This is a genomic window from Herbaspirillum sp. BH-1, from assembly GCF_002870055.1.
Taxonomy (GTDB): Bacteria; Pseudomonadota; Gammaproteobacteria; order Burkholderiales; family Burkholderiaceae_D; genus Herbaspirillum; species Herbaspirillum frisingense.
Map to the genome: position 1 here is coordinate 36,330 of NZ_PKOI01000005.1, position 22,983 is coordinate 59,312.

Below are 22,983 nucleotides of genomic sequence, written 5' to 3' on the forward strand. Positions count from 1 at the left end.
GCCAGCCTGCCAGGCCGCTTCATTTGCCCCTGGGTAGTGAGTGCTGAAGAGACGGCCGCTGTATCCACACATCATCAACTGGCCGGGTTGCCATCGATCCGGCAATTTGCCGTACAATGCCTTCCGGAGGAAAACATCATGCCCGCCGTCTCAACCGCCCGGCTCGAAGCCCGGATCAGTCCTGAATTGCAGCAATTGCTCAAGCGTGCCGCCGAGATCGAAGGTCGTACGCTGACCGATTTCGTCGTAAGCGCCGTGCAGGAGGCTGCGCAGAAGACCATCGAGCAGGCCGATGTGATCCGCCTTTCACTTCAGGACCAGCAGCGTTTCGCGGAGGCCTTGCTGGCGCCTCCATCGCCATCGCCCGCTCTCAAGCGCGCCATGGCGCGTCATGACAAGCTTCTGCGCACTGAAGAATGACGCGCCCGCCGTTCCTGGTGACGGCGCTGGAGACCGGGATTCATGATCGTGGTCGCTTCGACTGCGGCGTACCTGCACTAAACCGCTACCTGCGGGAGCAGGTCTCGCAGGACATCCGTCGTCGCGTGGCAGCCTGCTTTGTCGCCCTCGATGACAGCCAGCGCATCGCCGCCTATTACACTCTGGCCAGTGCCAGCGTGCCGCTGACCGGACTGCCGGATGATCTACGACGCAAGCTGCCGCGCTATGGCGCCATCCCTGCCATCCGCATGGGCCGCCTTGCCGTGGACCGGGAGTTCAAGGGGCGCGGCCTCGGTGGCGCGCTGCTGGTCAATGCCATGCGCCGGGCAGTGGCAGCCGAGATTCCGGGCGCGGTCATGGTGGTCGAGGCGAAGGACCCGCAGGCAGCCGCTTTTTACCGTCATCACGGGTTCATCGATCTGCGGGATGCTCCGCTCACCCTGTTTCTGCCCCTGTCCAGCCTGCGCTGACCTATGGCGCGCCGTTGCTTGCACGCATAAAAAAGGGCCGCTCAGCTTCAGCGGCCCATCATTCCAATAGCTATTGCAAAAACGCTTGTCAGGCCGCAGCCACCTGCTGCGCCGTCTTGTTGCGGTAGAGGATCAGGGTGGCGATCAAGCCACACACTGCGGCTGCGCTCATCCAGATGCCAGGCGCCGCCTTGTCGCCGGTGGCCTGGATCAGGCCGGTGGCGATGGCCGGGGTGAAGCCGCCGAACACTGCTGTGGCCAGGCTGTAGGCCAGCGAGAAACCGGCGGTACGCACGTCGGCCGGCATCACTTCGGTCAGTGCCACCACCATCGCGCCGTTGTAGCTGGCGTAGAGGAAGGACAGCCACAGTTCCACGATCAGCATCTTGCTGAAGGTGGCGTCATGCACCAGCCAGTTCACGGCCGGGTAGGCGGTCAGGATGGTCAGTACCGTGAAGGCCACCAGGATGGGGCGACGGCCGATGCGGTCCGACAGCGCGCCCATGATGGGCAGCCAGATGAAGTTGGACACGCCCACGCACAAGGTGACGATCAGGCTGGCTTCGGTGGACAGCTTCAGGACATTCTTGCCGAAGGTCGGGGTGTAGACCGTGATCAGGTAGAACGACACGGTTGTCATCGACACCAGCATCATGCCGGCGATGACCAGCTTCCAGTTCTCGATCATGGAGCGGAAGATCTGGCCGGTGCTCGGACGATGCTTGCGGCGCATGAATTCTTCGGTTTCCTGCAGCGAGCGGCGGATCACGAACAACACCGGCACGATCAGGCAGCCGATGAAGAAGGGAATACGCCAGCCCCAGTCACCGACCTGGGCCGGGGTCAGGGTGGTCGAGAGTGCGTAGCCGATGGCGGCCGCCACGATGATGGCCACCTGCTGGCTGGCAGACTGCCAGCTCACGTAAAAGCCCTTGCGGCCGGGCGTGGCCATTTCAGCCAGGTAGACCGACACACCGCCCAGTTCCACGCCGGCCGAGAAGCCTTGCAGCAGGCGACCGATCAGCACCAGCACGGGCGCCAGCGCGCCGATGGTGGCGTAGGAGGGGACAAAGGCGATCAGCATGGTGCCCAGCGCCATCAGGGCCAGGGTCACGATCAGGCCCTGGCGACGACCGACGCGGTCCACGTAGGCGCCCAGGATGATGGCACCCAGCGGACGCATCAGGAAACCGGCGCCAAAGGTCATGAAGGTCAGCATCAGGGACGCGAACTCGTTGTCGCCCGGGAAGAAGGCCTTGGAGATGTGCGTCGCGTAGAAACCGAACAGGAAGAAATCGAACATTTCCATGAAGTTGCCGCTGGTAACCCGCAGCACCGTGGAAAACTTCGACGGCGAAGAAGTGGATGTCGTCATGATATGTGCCTCGTTATCTGTTGGGCGGACCGTGTTGCTTCCGGTCTTGCGCCTGTCTCGTCCCGCCATGCGGCAGGTTGTGTCAGGATCTTTTTTGTGGGGACAGCTATTGCGCCGCCGATTCTATGCCCGAATTCCCGACCATGGACCACCCTGACCCGGGATGGAAGCAAATATCGGTTTTTTCGATAGCTGGATGAAAGCTTGGGAAGCCAATCCGGCCAAAAAAGGGGCTCTCCGGCGTTGTCCTGCACTGCGTCAAGGCAAGCTGGCCGTAAATATGGTGCAATGCCGCATCACGTTTGTGCGGCTCTGCGGCCCTGCAGCCATACAGCCCACCCACCGTTTCCGATCTCCATCCGTCTCGAAAGGTCTCCATGAAAACCGCCGTCTACAGCGCCCGTCGCTACGACCAGACCCTGCTCCTGCGTGCCAACGCCCAGTCCGGCGCGGGCCACGAGCTGGTGTTCCTGCAGGACCGGCTGGACAGCGGCACCGCCCAACTGTGCAGCGGCTGCGAGGCGGTGGCAGCCTTCGTCAACGACGATCTCGGCGCACCCGTGCTGGAGCGTCTGGCGGCCCAGGGCATACGCTTTGTCACCACCCGCTCCACCGGCTTCAACCATATCGATATCCAGGCCGCGCGCAGGCTGGGCATCACGGTGGCGCGGGTGGCGGATTATTCACCTTATTCAGTGGCCGAGTTCGCGGTGGGTCTGCTGCTGGCGGTCAACCGCAAGATCGCCCGCGCCAGCATGCGCACGCGCGAGGGCAATTTCGAACTGGATGGATTGATGGGCTTCGACCTGCACGGCAAGACCGTGGGCGTGATCGGCACCGGCAAGATCGGTGCGCTGTTTGCCCGCATCATGGCTGGCTTCGGCTGCACCGTGCTGGGCAGCGACGTGCATCGCAACCCGGATTTCAAGGCACTGGGCGGCCGTTACGTGGAGCGCGAGGCCTTGTTTGCGGCCAGTGACGTGATCTCGCTGCATTGCCCGCTCACCGAGGCCACGCGCTATCTGGTCAATGCGCAGACCCTGGCGGCCACCAAGCCCGGCTGCATCCTGGTCAATACCAGCCGCGGCGCGCTGGTGGATACCGAGGCCGCCATCGCCGCCCTCAAGAGCGGCCAGCTGCGCGGCCTGGCCATCGATGTCTATGAGCAGGAGGCCAGCCTGTTCTTCCAGGACCTGTCCTCCACCATCATCACCGACGACGTGATCCAGCGCCTGGTGTCCTTTCCCAACGTGATCGTGACCGGTCACCAGGCCTTCTTCACGGAGGAAGCCATCGGTCAGATCATGCAGACCACCATCGACAACCTCAGCGATTTCGCCACCGGCGCCAGCCTCGGGGAACGCCTGGTGGCCTGACCGGCGCTGCTTTCAACCCGCAGCGCCGCGGGTATTGAACAGCGAACCCAGTTGCTCGCCGATGCGCGGACGCAGGTGCTCGCGCACGCGATGGATGATCTCTTCGGCGTCGGCCGTGCCATAGGTCTGGGCCAGCTGCCGGTGCATGTCAAAGTGCAGGTAGAGCAGGCCACGCAGGCTCTGGAAGGCGGTTGGATGGGACTGTCCGCAGATCTGCTCGTTGTTGTCCATCACCTGGTTGAGCACGCCCGGATCGAACAGCCGCACCTGGCAGATCACGGCGAAGCGCACGATCTCCAGGTCCAGGGCTTCCAGTTCCTGGGTCAGCTCATCGGGGGTGTGGCGCTCGGCGCTGAGTTTCTCGGACATGAATTCTTTCGGAGGAGGAGGGGCCTCCAGCTTAGCATTTGCTGCGTCGCGAAAAATTGTCGGAAATCAATCCTGTCTTGATAATCAGCCGTGATCAGGGCGATGCTGCCTGAATGTGGGTGCGAGAGCGGCGAATTTTGTTGCGAGGCAGCGAGGATGGCCGCTGGGCGACGCCGGCCTCCAACGCTGCCCGCCGCACGTTACGCCGCTTCCACCATGGGATAGAAGTCCCGGTTCTCCCGGCCAATGCGGTCGAACAGCAGCTTCAACACCCGATTGGCGTCGGCACGGAACAATTCGGGTTGTTCCGCGATGCGCTGGGCGTCATTCCATTGGCGCGAAAAATGCGCGTATTGCGCCGAGATGTCCTGCATCTCCTCCTGATAATGCCTGGCCTTGGCGGCCAGTGCGGGCGACGCCTGCTGCATGGCAGGGTAGAGGTAGCGGTCTTCCACCGACAGGTGCAGCTTGATGACCGAGCTCATCGCGATCACTTCGCGGGCGATGGAGGCGGCCTCTTCGGCGATGCCCTGCGTGCACAGGGCCTTGAGTTGTTGTACGTGGCCGATGATGTCGGCGTGTTCGCGGCGGTATTTGTCCAGGTTCATATCGTTTTGCTCATGGATGATGGAAGAGCCCGCACCGGGGCAGGTCGGCCAGGTGCGGGGGCAGGACTAGAGGGCATTACTGCAGGGCGGCTGCGGGTCCGAAGAATTCGTAACGCGCCTGCGCCGCCGGTACGCCCAGTTCCTCCAGCGCCTGCCTGATGGCCTTCATGAAGGGCTTGGGGCCGACGAAGTAGGCGTCCACATCACGATCGGCCGGCAGCCACTGCTGCAACAGCGCGGCATCGATAAAGCCGTGCGCATGCGGCGCCACATCGCCGGCACGCTGGTTCTCGTAGCAGAAGCGCACCTGCAGCTGGGGATGGCGGGCGGCCAGTTCTTCCAGCGCGCTACGGAAGGCGTGCACTCCCGCATGACGGGCGGCATGGATGAAGTGCACCGGACGGCCGCTGGGCAGGGCCGCGACCAGCATGCTCATCATCGGCGTGATGCCGACGCCGCCGCTGATGAGCACCAGCGGCCTGGTGCTGGCGGTCAAGGTGAACTCGCCGGAGGGCGGGAAAAGTTCCACCACCGACCCCACATGGATCTGGTCATGCAGATGGCGCGAGACCTTGCCGTTGGCTTCGCGCTTGACGCTGATGCGGTACTGCGCCGGCTGTCCGTTCTGGCGCAGCGGCGCCGACAGCGAATACTGGCGACGCTGCTCCTCGCCGTCGACCGTCATGCGCAGGCCGATGTACTGGCCCGGTTCGAAGTCCAGCAGGCTGCCGCCATCCTGCGGCACGAAGTAGAAGGACGTGATTTCCTCGCTCTCGGCCACCTTGCGGCTGACCACGAAATGACGGCCACCGCGCCAGCCACCGGGCGCTTCGGCCTTGCTGTCGTACTGCTGGCGCTCGGCGCCGATCAGGATATCGGCCAGCTGCCCATAGGCCGCGCCCCAGGCGTCGATGACGGCATCGGTGGCGATATCCGCACCCAGCACTTCGCGGATGGCGCGCAGCAGGCAATCGCCCACCATCGGGTAGTGCTCGGGCATGACCTGCACCGCGACGTGCTTGTTGATGATCTGTGCTGCCAGGGGGCCCAGTTCTTCCAGGCGGTCGATGTGGCGGGCATACATCAGCACGCCGTTGGCCAGCGCCCGTGGCTGGTCGCCGCTGGCCTGGTGGGTACGATTGAACAGGGGACGCACTTGCGGATAGTCACGCATGAGCATCTGGTAAAAGTGCGTGGTCAGGGCCTCGCCGCCCGATTCGAGCAGGGGGACGGTGGACTTGACGATGGCGAGTTGGGCTTCGGTCAGCATGCTGGGCCTTTCAGTGGTGGAGTGGGGGTGCCGGAGTACCGGTCTGCCCTGATGTATTACAAAAGCCGTGCCACCATCCTGTCCTAATAAAATCAATGACTTAGGAAATATCCGTGTGATTTTTACCTGTGTCATAATGACTTTAATTCACTTTATTGGTAGTCAATATGACTTCAAAGGCTTTGCTGGATGCGCTGTTGCCGCTGGTGGCCGACCTCTCCCGTGAGATCGATGATCGGGAGCGCTACCGGCGCCTGCTGCAGACCTTGCGCACGCTCTTTCCCTGCGACGCGGCCGCGCTGCTGCGGCTGGAGGGCGAGGTGCTGGTGCCGCTGGCCATCGACGGTCTTTCTGGCGACACCCTCGGGCGGCGCTTCCGGGTGGCGGATCACCCGCGCTTCGGCGTGCTGCTGGCCAATGTGGCACCCACGCGCTTCCCGGCCGATTCCAGCTTGCCCGACCCCTATGATGGTCTGGTCGACGGGCTCAACGACGCCCATTCCGGCCAGCTGGAAGTGCACGATTGCATGGGGTGTGCGCTGACCGTCAACGGCCGTCCCTGGGGCCTGGTCACGCTGGATGCGCTGGGGCCGGGCCGCTTCGACGGGGTCGACATGGCCTCGCTGCATGCCTTTGCCGCGCTGGCGGCCGCCACCGTCAACGTGGCCGAGCGCATCAGTGACCTCTCGCAAGCCGGAGAACAGGCGCGCCAGCGCGCCGAAGCCTATCGTCTCGGGCTGGAGGAAAGCCGGGGCAAGCGTGAACTGATCGGCCAGAGCCCGGCCCAGCGCCAGCTGATGGAAGAAATACGCATGGCCGCACCCAGCGACATGACGGTGTTGGTCAGCGGCGAAACCGGCACCGGCAAGGAGCTGGTGGCGCACGCCCTGCATGCCGCCTCGCCCCGCGCCCACAAGCCCATGATCAGCCTGAACTGCGCCGCCTTGCCCGACACCCTGGTCGAGAGCGAACTGTTCGGCCACGTCCGTGGCGCCTTCTCGGGCGCGGTGGCTGACCGTCGCGGCAAGTTCGAGATGGCCGATGGCGGTACGCTGTTCCTGGATGAAGTCGGCGAGTTGCCGCTGGCGGTGCAGGCCAAACTGCTGCGGGTACTGCAGAGCGGGCAATTGCAGCGGGTGGGATCGGACCGTGAACATCGGGTCGATGTACGCCTGATCGCCGCCACCAATCGCGACCTGGCCGAAGAGGTCAAGCGCGGTCACTTCCGGGCCGACTTCTATCACCGGCTGTCGGTCTTTCCCATCCGGGTGCCGCCGCTACGTGAGCGGGGTCGCGACGTGCTGCTGCTGGCCGGGTATTTCCTGGAGCAGAACCGCGCAAGACTGGGTCTGACCAGCCTGCGGCTGTCCGCCGACGCCCAGCGCGCCCTGCAGCAATACCCATGGCCGGGCAACATCCGGGAGCTGGAACATCTGGTCGGCCGCAGCGCCTTGCGTGCCCTCGCAGCACAGCCGCAGCGTCCGTCCATCCTCACGCTGGACGCCGAGGCGCTGGACCTGCGCACGCCGCTGGCGCTCGCATCCGATGCAAGCGCGGCAATTGGGAATGCTGTCGCGGGAGTCAATCCGACCGGCGCCACGCCGGAGCTGCGCTCGTTGCCACTGCGCGATGCGGTGGAGCACTACGAGCGCGAGCTGGTCGGTGCCAGCCTGGAGCGACACCAGGGCAACCTGGCGGCTGCCGCACGCGAGCTGGGGCTGGACCGGGCCAACCTGAGCCGACTGGCCCGCAGACTAGGATTGCGTTGATGGCTTCAGGAGGAACACGGCATGACCATGAGAGCAGGGCGCCTGTGCCTGAGAGCGAAGGCACCGCAGTCGACACGCTCTAAAAAAAATCGGCCAGTGCTCGCCGGGCAGATACCCGTGAGCACTGGCCGCAGCGTCTTACCGACGACGCCGGGAAGTTCAGGCTTGTGGCCGTTCGCTGTCCAGTTCCGCCAGTTGCCCGCGAATGCGGAGGGCGGTCAGGTGGCGGGCGGCGGCGGCATCGTCGTTGACGTGTTGCAGGTCTTCCGGCGGTGCGCTGATCGCTTTGACGGGAGCCCCTTGCTGCGGGCTGCCTGGAATGCCAGGGTTGAGTTGCGACATGATGTTCTCCAAGGGATGAAAATCTTGTGCAGACCCGCGGCCGGCAGGGCCGACGGGCAGGGCTGCCAAATCCTGTTCGCAGGGGGCGGCGAGGAAACATCGCGGCCGATATGTGAACGTTTTGGCAAGCCAGATGAATGCATATTAGCCGTTTTAGCTGCGCTGCAACAGGTGTTCGAGGACCTAAATTTTTGTAGGAAGTCGCGAAATGTTGGGGTGAGGCAAGGATAAGCACCTGCCATTCGCTTCGAATTTGCTGCGCAGCAATGCAAGGTGAGTTTCGGGCCTTCGATGCGCGAGCTTGCCGATTGGTACCCGAGTCCCGCTATCCCTGCGCATCGATTCCTACGCCAACTGGTGGCATTGGCCGATGCCGGTTGCCGGCATGAGCGGCTAGCCTTGCTGAATCGTCCATCCCCTCATACCTCATGCAAGGAGTCCCAATGAACGAGCGCAAGCACGACAATTCCAACACCTACAAGATCATCGAAGTCGTGGGCAGTTCGCCCAACAGCAGCGACGAGGCCATCCGCAATGCCCTGGCCGACGTCGTCAAGACCGTCAAGAACGTCGACTGGTTCGAGGTCACCCAATGCCGTGGCCATGTTGAAAATGGCAGCATCGGCCATTTCCAGGTCGGTCTGAAGATCGGTTTCCGGGTCGAGGCCTGATTCCGCCAGGCGAGCGGTCGACTGCACGGCAGAGCTTGGGCGGCCCTTCCCACGGATGAGGGATACAGGGCCGCAATCGGGCTGGTCCCCATATAGCGAGGTTCAATTGGCGGCTTTCAGGCTCCTTTGGCTAAAGTAGGGGTTCATCACCGCGCGCAGCGGCGATACTCGCCACGGCAGCCACGGTATCCACGCCAGCACCGCCACCTGAACCGCTGGAACTGCGCCCTCTTCATCGTCAATTCGTCGTCAATTCGTCGTACTGCGGCCCGCGCTGCGTGACCCGGCCGGCTTTTGTGTTTTCGTGCAGTGCGGTAGCAGGTCTCGTCACCTATACGGATTTCTGCTCAGCGTGCCGCTCCGGTTTTTTCGCCGCGCTGCAACAGTAGGATTCATCCTACGCGATCTCACGCCGCTGTCCGATAGTGAGGGCTGATCCTGATCCGTATAACGTAATCATCGGCGCTCAAAAGTTTGTCCAGGCCAACATAACAACAAGGACATGTCTTCGCCCGGCCACCGGATCAAGCCCGGCCGAGGCGCAGATGCAATGCGATGCGACGAGCCAAGGGTGCTTTCCATCTCAGGTGCTTTCACACATTAGGGGTCCATCTTGCAAGCTCGAGTTCTGTTAGTCAGCTCGGAGGCCGTACCGCTCGTCAAGACCGGTGGCCTGGCCGACGTCATCACCGCTTTGGCGGTAGCGCTGCGCAAAGTCGGCATCGACGCCAGCATCCTCATGCCCGCCTATCCGGAGGCGGTGCGCAATCTCGGCGAGACGGTACAGATCGGTCTCAAGCATGGACTGCCCGGCGGCGCCGGCCGGCTCCTGCGCGGCACCATCCCCGGCACCGACGTGCCGGCACTGCTGCTCGATACCGCGCGTTTCCGCCAGCGCGGCGCCAACCCCTATGTCGATGCCGATGGCGTGGAGTTCGGCGACAACGCGCTGTGCTTCGCCGACCTCTCACATGCGGCCGTGGCCATCTGCGCCGGTGAGACCAGCCTGCCGGCACCGCACGTGGTGCACGCCAATGACTGGCACGCCGGGCTGATTCCCTGCCTCCTGAAGCTGCGCGGGCTGGATCACATCGGCACCATGCTGACCATCCACAACCTGGCCTTCCAGGGCAATTTCGCGCTGGGCTCGGCCGAGCAGATCGGTATTCCCCAGCACCTGCTGACCGGCGATGGCGTGGAATACTGGGGCAAGCTGTCCTTCCTCAAAGCCGGCATCCGCTTCTCCGATTGCGTCTCCACCGTCAGCCGCAACTATGCCGAAGAGATCATGACCCCGCGCTTCGGCTGCGGCATGGACGGCATCCTGTCCTTCCGCAAGCTGGACCTGCGCGCCATCCCCAATGCCATTGACGCCGAGCTGTGGAACCCCGCCAACGATCCGCTGATCGCCCGCAATTTCAGCGTCGGCAACATGAAGGGCAAGTCTGCCTGCAAGCGCGACCTGCAAAAGCTGTTCGGCCTGCCGGTCGATCCCTTCGCCCCGGTGATGGGCCTGGGCAGCCGCATCTCGCACCAGAAGATGGCCGACGTCGTCATCGAGGCATTGCCGGGCATCCTGGAGCGCCATCCGCGCCTGCAGGTGGTGGTGCTGGGCTGCGGCGACCATGACTATGAAGACGCCTTCCTGGCCCTCACCCGCCAGTATCCTGGCCGCATCGCCGTACATATCGGCTATGACGAGCGGCGCGCCCATGCGCTGCATGCCGGCAGCGACATGCTGTTGCACCCGACCCGTTTCGAGCCCTTTGGTTTGACCCCGCTGTATGCCATGCGCTATGGCGCCATTCCCATCGGCTCCCGTGTCGGCGGTCTGGTCGACACCGTATGCGACGCCGATCTCGATCCGCAACGCGCCACCGGCGTGCTGTTCGAAGGCGAGCGTGTGGAAGACATGCAGCACGCCGTCGCCCGCGCCTTTGCGCTCTACAGCGACAACGAGCGCTGGCAGTCCATCCAGCGCAATGCCATGAGCATCGACTGCGACTGGGCCGGCCCCACCCGTGCCTACATCGACGCCTATGCCCACGTGGCGGACATGGCCGTGCGCCCACTGTTTGCCCCGCGTCCCTTGCCGGTGGAGCGGCCGGCAGCGCAGGTCGCCCACGGCGCAGTTGCCCATGAGCGGGTGGCTGGCATGGTCAGTCCGGCGGCGGCCATTGCAGCGGCTCTGGCGGGTGTGGTTGCCGGACCTTCGGCCGTGGCGGCGGCCTGATTGCGTCGCTGCAGCCGTGGCAGCTGCGGCCGTCTTTTGACAATTTTCTTTCAAGCCCGACCGCGTCCCTGCATCCATCAGGGACGCGGCAGGGAAGGTGTTTGCCGGCGTGCCGCCACGCGGTGCGCCGGATGCTGACTATCGATATTTCGATCAACCCAGATAACAACAACAGGAGTGTGCATGTCCGGCATGTCTGTCATGGCGTATAGGGAATCCCTGGACTCCGCGGATTCGTCTTCCGACGCCAGCTCGGCGCCCCCCCATCATGCCCCCGGCGCAAGCCCGGAGCAGTCCCTTCCTCCCCTCGAAAAAACCGCGCTGTCCCTGTCCTTTGAAGAGCAGGGCCTGCTGGAAGCCCTGCTGGCAGGGCGCCTGAACCAGCCTTTCTGCCTGCTCGGCCCCCGCTATGCGCGCGAGGCCAGTGGCGTCAGCGCCATTCGTTGCTTCCACCCCGGTGCCGAAGCGGTCCGCGTGCGCTGCCGGCATAGCGGCGCCCTGTTGGGCGAGCTGCAGCAATATCCGCTCAACGGTTCGCCCAGCGGCTTCTTCAGCGGTGTCGTCACCGGCCTGGAGCAGCGTCGCCACCAGGTCCCCTATGTGTTGGACGTGGACTGGCATATCCCCGACGGCAACCGCAGCGTGCAGAGCACCGAAGATCCGTACGCCTTCGGCCTGTTGCTGGGCGAGCTGGACTTGCACTTGCTGCAGGAAGGTCGTCATCGTCAACTGGCCGATTGCCTGGGGGCGCGTCCGATGGAAATCGATGGCGTGCCCGGCACCCGCTTCGCCGTCTGGGCACCCAATGCCGAGCGCGTCTCGGTGGTGGGCGACTTCAACCAGTGGGACGGGCGCCGCCACGTGATGCGCCTGCGCCATGAGCCGGGCGTGTGGGAGCTGTTCATCCCCCGTATCGGCCCTGGCGACGTCTACAAATACGAAATCCTCGGCCGTGATGGCGTGCTGTTGCCGCTCAAGGCCGATCCGGTGGCGCGCGCGACCGAGCCGCCGCCGGCCACCGCCTCGGTGGTGGCCGATGCCCGTCCCTATGTCTGGCAGGACCAGCAGTGGATGGCCGAGCGTGCCCAGCGCCAGTCACGCTCGGCGCCCATGTCCATCTACGAGGTGCATCCCGCTTCCTGGCGCCGCGTGCCGGAACAGGCGCATCGCAACCTCACCTGGGATGAACTGGCCGATGAGCTGATCCCCTACGTGGTCGGCATGGGCTTCACCCATATCGAACTGATGCCGGTGATGGAACACCCCTTCGGTGGCTCCTGGGGCTACCAGCCGATCAGCATGTTCGCGCCCAGTGCCCGCTTCGGCAAACCGGAGCGCTTCGCCGCCTTCGTCGACCGTTGCCACCAGGCCGGCATCGGCGTGCTGCTGGACTGGGTGCCGGCGCATTTCCCCAGCGACCAGCATGGCCTGGCACAGTTCGACGGCACCGCGCTGTATGAACACGCCGACCCCCGCGAAGGCTTCCACCAGGACTGGAATACCCTGATCTTCAACCTCGGCCGCAATGAGGTGCGCGGCTTCCTGATCGCCAGCGCCCTGGAGTGGCTGGAACACTTCCACGTCGACGGCCTGCGCGTGGACGCCGTGGCCTCCATGCTCTACCGCGACTACAGCCGCAAGTCCGGCGAATGGGTGCCCAACATCCATGGCGGCCGCGAAAACCTGGAAGCCGTGGCCTTCCTGCGCGAGCTCAACACCGTCGTGACCCAGCGCTGCCCGGGCGCGCTGATGATTGCCGAGGAATCCACCTCCTGGCCCGGCGTGACCGCCGAAGTCAAGGACGAGGCCGATCATCATGGCCTGGGTTTCCACTACAAGTGGAACATGGGCTGGATGAACGACACCCTGCGCTACATGCAGCATGACCCGCTGTTCCGCCGCTATCACCACCACGACATGACCTTCGGTCTGCTCTACGGCTTCTCGGAAAACTTCATCCTGCCGATCTCGCATGACGAGGTGGTGCATGGCAAGCGCGCCTTGCTCAACAAGATGCCGGGCGACGAATGGCGCCGCTTCGCCAACGTGCGCGCCTACTATGGCTTCATGTGGACGCACCCGGGCAAGAAGCTGCTCTTCATGGGCAGTGAATTCGGCCAGCCCGACGAGTTCGACCACGACAAATCGCCGTACTGGCACCTGCTGGACGAACATGGCGGCCACCCGGCCGGCCACCGCCAGCTGCGCCAGCTGGTCAGCGACCTGAACCATCTCTATTGCAGCGAACCGGCACTGCACCAGCGCGATTGCCGCGCCGACGGCTTCTCCTGGGCAGTCGGCGACGACAGCGTCAACAGCGTGCTGGCCTACTTCCGCTACGCCGACGAGGGACCGCCGGTGCTCATCGTGGTTAACCTGACCCCGGTGCCGCGCACCCACTACCGCATTGGCGTGCCACCCATCGCACCGGGCCAGCCCGGTGTGTGGCGCGAAGTGCTCAATACCGATGCCGCCGTCTATGGCGGCAGCAACAGCGGCAACATGGGCCGGGTCGAGGTGCAGGACATGGGCTGGCATGGCCACCCCAACTCCATCGAACTGAACCTGCCGCCGCTGTCCACCCTGATCCTGCGTAGAGAGTCCTGAAATGAGTGTCGCCTTTCCTGATCGCCTGATGCCAGGCCTGCCTTACCCCCTGGGCGCCAGCTCCGATGGCCTGGGGGTCAATTTTGCGGTGTTCTCGGCCAACGCCACCCGCATGGATCTCTGCCTGTTCGACCCCTCCGGCAAGCGCGAACTCAAGCGCATCCAGCTGCCCGAGTGCACCGACGAGGTGTGGCACGGTTACCTGCCTGGTGCCGCCCCGGGGCTGGTCTACGGCTTCCGCGCCCATGGTCCCTACGAACCCAACAAGGGCCATCGCTTCAATCCCAACAAGCTGCTGCTGGACCCCTATGCCAAGCGCCTGGTGGGCCAGGTGCGCTGGACCGATGCGCTCTACGGCTACCGCCTGCATTCGGCCCGCGCCGACCTGTCCTTCGACCGTCGCGACAGCGCCGCCGCCATGCCCAAGGCCATGGTCACCGAAGACGCCTTCGTCTGGGAACATGACCGCCTGCCGCAGGTGCCGTGGAACAAGACCGTGATTTACGAGGCTCACGTCAAGGGCATCTCCAAGATGCGCGAAGACCTGCTGCCGCACGAACGCGGCACCTTCGCCGCGCTGTCCGATCCGGCCTTCATCGACCACCTGCTGCGGCTGGGCGTGACCACACTGGAACTGATGCCGGTGCATGCCTTCCTGCAGGACAGCTTCCTGGTCGAACGGGGCCTGAGCAACTACTGGGGCTACAGCACGCTCTCGTATTTCGCGCCCGAGCCGTCCTACATGTCCATGGGCGACCCCAACGAACTGCGCATGGCCGTGCGACGCCTGCACAGCGCCGGCATCGAGGTCATCCTCGACGTCGTCTACAACCACACCAGCTGCGGCAGCGAACTGGGTCCCACGCTGTCCTTCCGCGGCCTGGACAATGCCAGCTACTTCCGCCTGATGCCCGGTCAGGAGCGCTATCACATCAATGACACCGGCTGTGGCAACACGCTGAACCTGTCACACCCTCGCGTGTTGCAGATGGTGCTGGATTCGCTGCGCTACTGGGCGCAGTCCTTCCATATCGATGGGTTCCGCTTCGACCTCGGTTCCACCCTGGGGCGCGAGCCGCATGGCTTCGACCCCGGTTCGGGCTTCTTCGATGCGCTGCTGCAGGACCCGGTGCTGTCGCGCCTGAAGCTCATTTCCGAACCCTGGGACATCGGCCCCGGCGGCTACCAGCTGGGTAACCATCCGGCCCGTTTCGGCGAATGGAACGACAAGTTCCGCGATGACATGCGCAAGTTCTGGAAGGGCGACGAGGCCATGCGCGGCGGCTTCGCCCAGCGCATGCTGGGTTCGGCCGAGCTGTTCGAACACCATCGCCGCAAGCCCTGGGCCAGCATCAACTTCATCGCCTCGCACGACGGCTTCACCCTGCGTGACCTGGTCAGCTACAACGGCAAGCACAACGAGGCCAATGGCGAGAACAACAACGACGGCCACAACGACAACGCCAGCTACAACTGGGGTGCCGAAGGCGAGACCGACGATGCCGCCATCCAGGCCACCCGCGCCAATGTGCAACGCTCCATGCTGGCCTCGACCCTGCTGGCGCAAGGCACGCCGATGCTGCTGGCCGGTGACGAATTCAACCGCAGCCAGGGCGGCAACAACAATGCCTACTGCCAGGACAATGAGATCTCCTGGATCAACTGGGAGCAGGCCCGCTCGCCCGAAGGCGCCGCGCTGACCGCCTTCGTGGGCCGCGTCACCGCCATCCGCCGTGACTTCGAGGTCCTGCGCGCCAGCTATTTCCTGCATGGCGCGCAGATGGTGGCCGATGGCCTGCCGGATGTGGCCTGGTTCGACGAGGCGGCGCGCCCGGTCTCCAGCGAAGACTGGAACAATCCGGTGGCCCGCGCCATCACCCTGCAACTGGCCGGCAAGCGCCAGGAAGCGCACAAGCAGCTGAGTTCGCGCATCCAGGACGCCGCCAATACCGATGCGCCCGGCGACATTCCCGAAGCCATCTCGGATGTGCTGATGATCTTCGTCAATGCCGGCCATGAGCCCATCGAGTTCCACTTCCCCCGCACCGAAGGCGAATACTGCCTTCTGCTGGACAGCGCCCAGCCCACCGGCATGCCGGAAGGCGAGGGCGCAGCGGCCAGGGTGCAGGGCAGCGCCACGGTGCAGGTACAGGCCCACAGCCTGCAGGTGTTCGCCAACCGGCCGCTGCACCTGTCCTCGGCCATCTACCCGCTGGCGGCCAATGAATGGATTGCCCGCAACGAATGGGGAGAGCGCGCATGACGGCCCGCTTTTCGCTGCCGCTGCCTTTTGGCGCCCAGGTCACGGCGCCTGGCCAGGTGCGTTTTCGCATCTGGGCACCTGGCGCCGATGCGGCTGCGGTGGAGATCACCGGAGGCGGCCGCCTGCCGATGTCACCCGATTCCGCGGCGCCGGGCTGGTACCTGCTGGACACCGCCTGCGAACCCGGCACCCTCTATCGCTACGTCCTGCACTCAAAGGTGGAGGGCGAAGTCACCGTCCCCGATCCGGCCTCGCGCGGCCAGGCCGGGGACGTCTTCGATCCCAGCGTGGTGGTGGATGCCCATGCCTACCCGTGGCAATACCCGCACTGGCAAGGCCGGCCCTGGGAAGAAACGGTGCTCTACGAGCTCCATCCCGGCGCCATGGGTGGCTTTGCCGGCATCCAGCAGCGCCTGGCGGAACTGGCCGAGCTGGGCATCACCGCCATCGAACTGATGCCGGTGGCCGAATTCCCCGGCGCCCACAACTGGGGGTATGACGGCGTGCTGCCCTTCGCCCCTGACGCCAGCTATGGCACGCCCGAACAACTCAAGGCGCTCATCGATACCGCGCATGGTCTGGGGATGATGGTGTTCCTCGATGTGGTGTACAACCACTTCGGCCCGGCCGGCAACTATCTCAACAGCTATGCCCCGGAGTTCTTCCGGCATGACAGCAACACCCTGTGGGGGGCGACCATCGATTTCCGCCGCCCGGAAGTGGCCGATTTCTTCACCCTCAATGCCCTCTACTGGCTGCAGGAATACCGCTTCGACGGCCTGCGCCTGGATGCCGTGCACGCCATCTGCGAGCCGGACTGGCTGGTCAGCCTGGGCCATCGCATCCGCCAGGAGATCGGTACCGAACGTCATGTCCACCTGGTGCTGGAACACGACGGCAATGCCGCCCATCTGCTGGGCTATGGTGGCCAGGGCGAACAGGTCGCCGATCCCGACCAGGGGGAGGTGCGCACACGCACCAGCCATGTCTACGATGCCCAATGGAATGACGACGCACACCATGTCCTGCATGTGTTGTTGACCGGTGAAGACGGCGGCTACTACAGCGCCTACACCGAACAGCCGGCCGAGAAGCTGGCACGCTGCCTGCAGCAGGGCTTCGTCTACCAGGGCGAGGTCTCTCCGTACTCCGGTGAGCCCCGCGGCGAACCCAGCGCCGAGCTCCCGCCCACGGCTTTCGTCAACTTCCTGCAGAACCACGACCAGATCGGCAACCGCGCCTTCGGTGAACGGCTCACCGTGCTGGCCCATCCGCTGGCCTTGCATGCCGCACAGGCCCTGATCCTGCTGGCGCCGCAAGTGCCGATGCTGTTCATGGGCGAGGAATTCTGCGCCGTGCAGCCTTTCCTGTACTTCACCAGCCATCAGGACGAGGCCCTGGCCACGGCCGTGCGGGAAGGGCGGCGACGCGAGTTTTCCCGCTTCCCGCAATTCGCCGATCCGCAGTTGCTGGAGCAGATTCCCGATCCCAACAGCTTCGCCACCTTCGTCTCATCCATCCCCGAGCCGGGTCCGGCACCGGGTTCGGCGGCCTGCCTGCGTCGCGTGGCCGAGCTGCTGCACATCCGCAAGCTGCATATCGCGCCCTACCTGCGCGGCGCGCGCGCGCTGGAGGCCCGTGCCATCGGGCCCAAGGCGGTGCAGGCGCGCTGGCGTCTGTCCAACGGCAGCGTGCTCAACATCACGGTCAACCTGGATGAGCAGCCGCTGCAGGAGTCGCTGGAACAACTGGCCCATCCGGCTGGCGCCGATGTGCTCTTCGACAGTGGTGCCGTGCTGGAAACCCTGGCCGAGGGCACATTCCCGCCGCACGCCATCCTGGCCCTGCGTGAACCGGCCGCGGACACGATGTCGACCCAGCCTATCGGGAGACCGACATGAGCAGCACTCTCATGCGCGAAGCCGCGCCATCCCGAATGTCAGCCCCCGTGCCCCGCCCGGCCACGGCCCCGGCCACCCACGAAAGCGATCTCTATCGCCTGGCACGCAAGGCCGGCATCGCCGTGCAATGGACCGATGCCTACGACCAGCCGCAGGTGGTGCAGGAAGACGCGCTGCGCGCCATCCTGGCCGCACTGGGCTTGCCCTGTGCCAGCCCGGGCGACTGTCGCGACAGCCTGGCCGAGCTGGACCGCGAGCAGGCGGTGGGCTATCTGCCACCGCTGCTGACAGGGGTGCTGCACCAGCCGGTGGCGCTGCCCATGCATTCGCGCCTGCATGGCCTGTCCTGCCGCGTGGAGCTGGAAAACGGCGCGCGCCTGATGCTGCTGATTTCCTCCGACCTGAACCGCCCGCCGACCTTGCCGCCCATCGATGTGCCCGGTTATCACCGCCTGCTGGTGGCCGGCCATATCCTCACGCTGGCCATCGCCCCCGCGCGCTGCTACACCATTGCCGATGCCCTGGCCGACCGTGGCAGCGAGCGCGGCTGGGCACTGGCGGCCCAGGTCTATGGACTGCGCAGCGACAGCCTGAACCCGGCCCGCACCATCTACGGCGACGGCGGCATCGGGCATTTCGGCGCGCTCAAGGCGCTGGCACCGATGGCAGCCGAGTATGGCGCGGCAGCGCTGGCGATGTCGCCACTGCACGCCATGTTTGCCGCCGACCCCGGTCGCAGCAGCCCCTATTCGCCTTCCAGCCGGCTGTTCCTCAACCCCTTCCTGATCGACCCTGCCGGCATTCTCGGCGAAGAGGCCCAGGCCCAGGTGCTGGCCGAGGGGGGATCGGAGATGATCGCCGCCCATGAGCGCCTGCAGCAGGCCAGCCTGATCGACTGGCAGCGCGCCGGTGCGCATCGCCTGACGCTGCTGCGCCGCCTGTACGCCTTGTTCCGTACCGAACAGGCGGGGCAGGGACAGCATGCGCACCACCAGGCCGCCTTCAAGGCTTTCCAGAGTGCCGGGGGCGCGGCCCTGCATGCGCATGCACTGTATGAGGCCTATAGCCACCACCTGGCCGCGCAAGGCGTGGTCGGCGGTTGCGACTGGCGCCAATGGGGCCAGGCCGGCTTGCATCCGGAGACCCCCGAGATGCGCGCCTTCGCCGAGCAGCATGCCGGCGAGATCGATTTCCACCTGTTCCTGCAATGGCAGGCGGCGCATCAACTGGGCCAGGCCCAGCAGGCCGCCCGCGATGCCGGCATGCCCATCGGCCTGATCGCCGACCTCGCCGTCGGTGCCGACAATGGCGGCAGCCAGGCCTGGAGCCATCAGGCCGAGATCGCCGCCGGCCTGACCGTGGGCGCGCCGCCGGACCGCCTGGCCCCGCAAGGCCAGAACTGGGGGCTGGGCGCGTTCTCGCCGCTGGCCCTGCGCCGCACCGGCTACCAGGGTTACCTGGCGATGCTGCGCGCCTGCTTCGCCCAGGGCGGCGGCGTGCGCATCGACCACGTGCTTGGCTTGAACCGCCTCTGGCTGGTGCCACAAGGACTGGACGCCGATGCCGGCGCCTACGTCAGCTATCCGCAGCAGGACCTGCTGCGCCTGATCGCGCTGGAATCCTGGCGCCACCGCGCCGTGGTCATCGGCGAAGACCTCGGCACCGTGCCGCCCGGCTTCGACCAGGCACTGGATACGGCGGGGGTGGCGGGCATCCGCGTGCTCTGGTTCCAGCGTGACAAAACCGGTTTCCTGCCGCCGGCCGACTGGTCGGATCAGGCCATTGCCGTGACGACCACGCACGACCTGCCCACCGTGGCCGGATGGTGGTCCGGTGCCGACATCGCCTGGCGCGACCGCCTCGGCCATCTGGATGAAGGCGTGGCCGCCGCGCAGGAACAGCGCAGCCAGGACCGCCGCCAGCTGTGGCACAGCCTGGTCGAGCAGGGACGGGCCAGCGGCCCCTTGCCAGAGGTGGCACAGGCCCTCGTCGAGGAGGTGTCGGAAGAACACCATCCCGCCACCCTGGAAGACTGCGCCATCGCCGTCGACGCCGCACTGGACATGGTGGCCGCCACGCCCTCACCGCTGGCCGTCGTGCCGGTGGAAGACATCCTCGGCCTGAGCCAGCAACCCAATCTGCCCGGCCTGACCGACCCCCACCCCAACTGGCGCCGCCGCCTGCCGGCCGATACGCCACAGCTGTTTGCCGCCTATGCCGCCCGGGCCAGGCTGGAACGCCTGCGCCGCGTGCGCGGCTGCGGCCCCAAGGAGACCTGATGCCCGCCCCGACCGCACCCCATCCGTATGGTGAGCGCAGTGACCGCCGTGAGCGTAGTGACATCCCGCGCGCCACCGCCCGTCTGCAGCTGCATCGCGATTTCCGTTTCGAACATGCTGCCGAGGTGGTGGATTACTACCATCGCCTGGGCGTCAGCCATTACTACCTGTCACCCATCCTGGTCGCCCGTCCCGGCTCCACCCATGGATACGACGTGGTGGACGCCACCCGCATCAACCCCGAACTGGGCGGCGAGAAAGGCCTGCGCCAGCTGTGCCAGCGCCTGCATGCCAAGGGCATGGGCGTCATCGTCGACATCGTCCCCAATCACATGGCCGTGGGCCAACACAATGCCTGGTGGCAGGATGTGCTGCGCTGGGGCCGTCACAGCCACCACGCCGACTGGTTCGACATCGAGTGGGACAGTGCCGACCCGGCCCTGGCCGGCAAGGTCCTGCTGCCTTTCCTCGGCCAGCCCTATGCCGAGGCACTGGAAGCCGGCGAACTGGTGCTACGCTTGGATACCGAACGGGGCGAGCTCTACGTGGCGCACCACGACAACGTCTTCCCCCTGGCCATGCAGGATCACGCGGTGGTGCTGGAGACCGCCGGCAGCCCACGTCTGGCGGAGCTCATCAGCGCCTTCCAGGCGGTCGAACCCGGTCACCCCGAGCAGTACCGCCAGACAGCGGAGGCCTGCCATCTGATGCGCAGCCTGGCCGCCGACCCCGATGCGCTGGCCGACATCGACGCCGCCCTGGCCGCCTTCTCCGCCGTGCAGCCGCATGGCCGCAGCACCATGCACGAACTGCTGGAACGCCAGCATTACCGCCTGGCCTACTGGCGCAATGCGGCTGACGAGATCAACTGGCGCCGCTTCTTCGAAGTCAGCGAACTGGTCGGCATGCGGGTCGAACGCGAGGATGTGTTCGAGGCCATGCACGCCGAAATCTTCCGCCTGTATGGGGAGGGCCTCATCGACGGCCTGCGCCTGGACCACATTGACGGCCTGACCGACCCGGCCACCTACTGCCAGCGCCTGCGGGCGCGTCTGCGCAGCCTGCGACCCGACCACGAACCCTATCTGATCGCGGAAAAAATCCTGGCCGGCGACGAGATGTTGCCGCCCGGCTGGGCGCTCGATGGCAGCACCGGCTATGAATTCATGGACCAGTGCGCCGCCGTCCTGCACGACGGCGAAGGCGAACCGGTGCTGGACGAACTATGGCGCGACATCGTCGGCGAAGTCACGCCGACGGTGGATCACATGCAGGGACATGCGGCGGGCGAGCTCAGCCATTTCCCGACCATCGTGCAGCAGGCGCGCCGCAGTTTTCTGGTGCGCAATTTCGCCGCCGAATTCAATGCCCTTGCGCACTGCCTGCACCAGCTCGCCCGCACGGCAACGCAGACCCGCGACCTGACACTGATGTCCATCCGTCGCTGCGTGGCCGAATTGCTGGTGCATTTCCCGGTCTATCGCACCTACGCCAACGCCGAAGGCATGCCCGCCCTGGACCGTGAACTGCTGGCCCGCACCGCCCGCACCGCAGCGGCCACCCTGCATGCCGCCGACCACCCGACCTTGCACGTGGTGGAAGGCTGGCTGGGTGGGGATCTGTTGCTCAATACCAGCGACGCCCGCCGTCGCGCATTGCAACTGCGCGCCATCGCCCGCTTCCAGCAACTGACGCCGCCGCTGACGGCCAAGTCCATGGAAGACACCGCCTTCTATCGCTATGGACGCCTGCTGTCGCGCAATGAAGTGGGCGCCGAACCGGCCCACCTCTCGCTCTCCGTGGCGCACTTCCACCAGCTGGCCGCGCGCCGCGCCGAACAGACGCCCTACAGCCTCCTGGCCACTGGTACGCACGACCACAAGCGCGGCGAAGATGCCCGCATGCGCCTGGCCGCACTCTCCGAGATCGCCGAGGAATGGGCCACCGTACTGCGCCACTGGCATCAACTCAACGCCCCCATCGTCGCGGCCACCGCCGGTCCGCAGGGCGGCATCGACGCCGTCGACGAAAGCATGCTCTACCAGACGCTGGTCGGTGCGTGGCCGGATGGCATGCGTGCTGGCGACGACGACTTGAGCGCCCTGGGCCAACTGGCCGAACGCGTCATCGAATGGCAGCGCAAGGCTCTGCGCGAAGCCAAACGGCGCAGCGACTGGGTGGCACCCCAGCAGGACTATGAAGACGCCTGCGAACGCTTCACCCGCGCCTTGCTGTGCGACCCCGGACTGGACCCGCGCCATCATCCCTTCCTCACCGAACTGGAAGACTTCGTCCGTCGCCTGGGACCGCTGGGCGCCATCAACAGCCTGTCGCAGACCATGCTCAAGCTGGCCAGTCCAGGGGTGCCGGATTTCTACCAGGGCAGCGAGCTCTGGGACCTGAGCATGGTCGACCCCGACAATCGCCGACCCGTGGATTTCGCCCTGCGCGCGCGTCGCCTGGACGAAGCCACCAGTCGCCCGGTCTCCCTGCGCGAATGGCAGAGCGGCGGCGCCAAGCAGCAACTGATCCATGCGGTGCTGCAGTATCGGCGCCGCCATGCGCCACTCTTCGCCGATGGTGGATACATCCCCCTCACGGCCCATGGCAAGCTGGCGCGCCACGTCATCGCCTTTGCCAGATTGCTGCCGGTGGAGCAGGGCGATGAAGCGCAGGGCCTGCAGGCGGTGGTCGTCATCTGTACCCGACTGGCGGGTCACCTGCTGTCCTTCGAAGGTCGTCGTGAAGAAGCCTTGCCGCTGATCTCCGCCCAGGCCTGGGGCGATACCAGCATCGCGCTCCCGCAGTCGCTGTCGCATGCGGCCGGGCAAGGCATGCGACTCTGGCGTAGCGTCCTCACCAGTGGCCAGGGTCAGCTGGAGGAATGCGCCATGCCCGATGGCGAACGGGGTGGCAGCATCGCCGTGGCGGAGATTCTGGGGAGTTTGCCGGTGGAGATGCTGGAGTTGCATCTGGAGTGAGGGAAGGCGGGAGGCGCCTCCCCTCGAA

At 65.5% G+C, this 22,983-nt stretch carries 16 protein-coding genes; 11 read left to right on the plus strand and 5 right to left on the minus strand.

Going from position 1 to position 22,983, the window contains the following annotated elements; all coding sequences use genetic code 11:
• The first annotated feature begins 138 nt into the window (after positions 1-138).
• Complete coding sequence (locus tag HBH1_RS08515; protein ID WP_102662383.1) at positions 139-420, plus strand: type II toxin-antitoxin system TacA family antitoxin; 282 nt, start codon at positions 139-141, stop codon at positions 418-420.
• Positions 417-911: a GNAT family N-acetyltransferase gene (locus HBH1_RS08520; protein ID WP_102662384.1), complete on the plus strand. Its 495-nt coding sequence runs from the start codon at positions 417-419 to the stop codon at positions 909-911. The genes HBH1_RS08515 and HBH1_RS08520 overlap by 4 nt, the downstream gene beginning before the upstream one ends.
• Before the next feature lie 88 nt (positions 912-999).
• Here the strand turns inward: HBH1_RS08520 and HBH1_RS08525 are convergent, their stop codons facing one another.
• Positions 1,000-2,286, minus strand: a complete 1,287-nt coding sequence (locus tag HBH1_RS08525) for an MFS transporter (protein WP_102662385.1) — start codon at positions 2,284-2,286, stop codon at positions 1,000-1,002.
• A 377-nt stretch (positions 2,287-2,663) separates the two neighbouring features.
• On the opposite strand from HBH1_RS08525, the gene HBH1_RS08530 reads away from it, so the two are divergent.
• The gene (locus tag HBH1_RS08530) at positions 2,664-3,662 is read left to right on the plus strand and encodes a 2-hydroxyacid dehydrogenase (protein WP_102662386.1); all 999 of its coding nucleotides are present in this window, start codon (positions 2,664-2,666) and stop codon (positions 3,660-3,662) included.
• Between the two features lie 12 nt (positions 3,663-3,674).
• Here the strand turns inward: HBH1_RS08530 and HBH1_RS08535 are convergent, their stop codons facing one another.
• The 3 genes from HBH1_RS08535 to hmpA form a co-directional block, all read right to left on the minus strand.
• Positions 3,675-4,031 (minus strand): hypothetical protein, encoded by a 357-nt coding sequence (locus tag HBH1_RS08535; RefSeq protein WP_006463847.1) that lies wholly within the window; start codon positions 4,029-4,031, stop codon positions 3,675-3,677.
• 200 nt (positions 4,032-4,231) lie between these two features.
• Positions 4,232-4,639, minus strand: coding sequence for a hemerythrin domain-containing protein (locus HBH1_RS08540; RefSeq protein ID WP_102662387.1), 408 nt, complete (start codon positions 4,637-4,639; stop codon positions 4,232-4,234).
• A gap of 76 nt (positions 4,640-4,715) precedes the next feature.
• Entirely contained in the window at positions 4,716-5,909 is a 1,194-nt protein-coding gene (gene hmpA / locus HBH1_RS08545) for an NO-inducible flavohemoprotein (RefSeq protein WP_102662388.1), read from the minus strand.
• 167 nt (positions 5,910-6,076) lie between these two features.
• On the opposite strand from hmpA, the gene norR reads away from it, so the two are divergent.
• A complete protein-coding gene (norR, locus tag HBH1_RS08550) occupies positions 6,077-7,678 on the plus strand; it encodes a nitric oxide reductase transcriptional regulator NorR (RefSeq protein WP_102662389.1) in 1,602 nt (533 codons plus the stop codon).
• 159 nt (positions 7,679-7,837) lie between these two features.
• Here norR and HBH1_RS08555 read toward each other — a convergent pair whose 3' ends face one another.
• Positions 7,838-8,020: a hypothetical protein gene (locus tag HBH1_RS08555; RefSeq protein WP_039875641.1), complete on the minus strand. Its 183-nt coding sequence runs from the start codon at positions 8,018-8,020 to the stop codon at positions 7,838-7,840.
• Between the two features lie 443 nt (positions 8,021-8,463).
• On the opposite strand from HBH1_RS08555, the gene HBH1_RS08560 reads away from it, so the two are divergent.
• The 7 genes from HBH1_RS08560 to treY all read left to right on the plus strand — a co-directional run bounded on the left by HBH1_RS08560 (position 8,464) and on the right by treY (position 22,955).
• Entirely contained in the window at positions 8,464-8,691 is a 228-nt protein-coding gene (locus HBH1_RS08560; protein WP_006463842.1) for a dodecin, read from the plus strand.
• A 613-nt stretch (positions 8,692-9,304) separates the two neighbouring features.
• Positions 9,305-10,924 carry a glycogen synthase GlgA gene (gene glgA, locus HBH1_RS08565; RefSeq protein WP_102662390.1) on the plus strand — a complete coding sequence of 540 codons (1,620 nt, stop codon included), beginning with the start codon at positions 9,305-9,307 and terminating at the stop codon, positions 10,922-10,924.
• A gap of 183 nt (positions 10,925-11,107) precedes the next feature.
• A complete protein-coding gene (gene glgB / locus HBH1_RS08570) occupies positions 11,108-13,531 on the plus strand; it encodes a 1,4-alpha-glucan branching protein GlgB (RefSeq protein ID WP_199181550.1) in 2,424 nt (807 codons plus the stop codon).
• Between the two features lies 1 nt (position 13,532).
• A complete protein-coding gene (gene glgX / locus HBH1_RS08575) occupies positions 13,533-15,794 on the plus strand; it encodes a glycogen debranching protein GlgX (RefSeq protein ID WP_102662391.1) in 2,262 nt (753 codons plus the stop codon).
• A complete protein-coding gene (treZ, locus tag HBH1_RS08580) occupies positions 15,791-17,695 on the plus strand; it encodes a malto-oligosyltrehalose trehalohydrolase (protein WP_102662392.1) in 1,905 nt (634 codons plus the stop codon). The genes glgX and treZ overlap by 4 nt, the downstream gene beginning before the upstream one ends.
• Complete coding sequence (gene malQ, locus HBH1_RS08585) at positions 17,692-19,974, plus strand: 4-alpha-glucanotransferase (RefSeq protein WP_102662393.1); 2,283 nt, start codon at positions 17,692-17,694, stop codon at positions 19,972-19,974. Before treZ ends, malQ begins: the two co-directional genes overlap by 4 nt.
• On the plus strand, positions 19,974-22,955 hold the full coding sequence (gene treY, locus HBH1_RS08590) for a malto-oligosyltrehalose synthase (RefSeq protein WP_102662394.1): 2,982 nt from the start codon (positions 19,974-19,976) through the stop codon (positions 22,953-22,955). The genes malQ and treY overlap by 1 nt, the downstream gene beginning before the upstream one ends.
• Positions 22,956-22,983 lie beyond the last annotated feature (28 nt).

Coding starts and splice junctions, on each gene's coding strand:
- HBH1_RS08515 (WP_102662383.1), top strand. CDS start 139: ATGCCCGCCGTCTCAACCGCCCGGCTCGAAGCCCGGATCAGTCCTGAA.
- HBH1_RS08520 (WP_102662384.1), top strand. CDS start 417: ATGACGCGCCCGCCGTTCCTGGTGACGGCGCTGGAGACCGGGATTCAT.
- HBH1_RS08525 (WP_102662385.1), bottom strand. CDS start 2,286: ATGACGACATCCACTTCTTCGCCGTCGAAGTTTTCCACGGTGCTGCGG.
- HBH1_RS08530 (WP_102662386.1), top strand. CDS start 2,664: ATGAAAACCGCCGTCTACAGCGCCCGTCGCTACGACCAGACCCTGCTC.
- HBH1_RS08535 (WP_006463847.1), bottom strand. CDS start 4,031: ATGTCCGAGAAACTCAGCGCCGAGCGCCACACCCCCGATGAGCTGACC.
- HBH1_RS08540 (WP_102662387.1), bottom strand. CDS start 4,639: ATGAACCTGGACAAATACCGCCGCGAACACGCCGACATCATCGGCCAC.
- hmpA (WP_102662388.1), bottom strand. CDS start 5,909: ATGCTGACCGAAGCCCAACTCGCCATCGTCAAGTCCACCGTCCCCCTG.
- norR (WP_102662389.1), top strand. CDS start 6,077: ATGACTTCAAAGGCTTTGCTGGATGCGCTGTTGCCGCTGGTGGCCGAC.
- HBH1_RS08555 (WP_039875641.1), bottom strand. CDS start 8,020: ATGTCGCAACTCAACCCTGGCATTCCAGGCAGCCCGCAGCAAGGGGCT.
- HBH1_RS08560 (WP_006463842.1), top strand. CDS start 8,464: ATGAACGAGCGCAAGCACGACAATTCCAACACCTACAAGATCATCGAA.
- glgB (WP_199181550.1), top strand. CDS start 11,108: ATGTCCGGCATGTCTGTCATGGCGTATAGGGAATCCCTGGACTCCGCG.
- glgX (WP_102662391.1), top strand. CDS start 13,533: ATGAGTGTCGCCTTTCCTGATCGCCTGATGCCAGGCCTGCCTTACCCC.
- treZ (WP_102662392.1), top strand. CDS start 15,791: ATGACGGCCCGCTTTTCGCTGCCGCTGCCTTTTGGCGCCCAGGTCACG.
- malQ (WP_102662393.1), top strand. CDS start 17,692: ATGAGCAGCACTCTCATGCGCGAAGCCGCGCCATCCCGAATGTCAGCC.
- treY (WP_102662394.1), top strand. CDS start 19,974: ATGCCCGCCCCGACCGCACCCCATCCGTATGGTGAGCGCAGTGACCGC.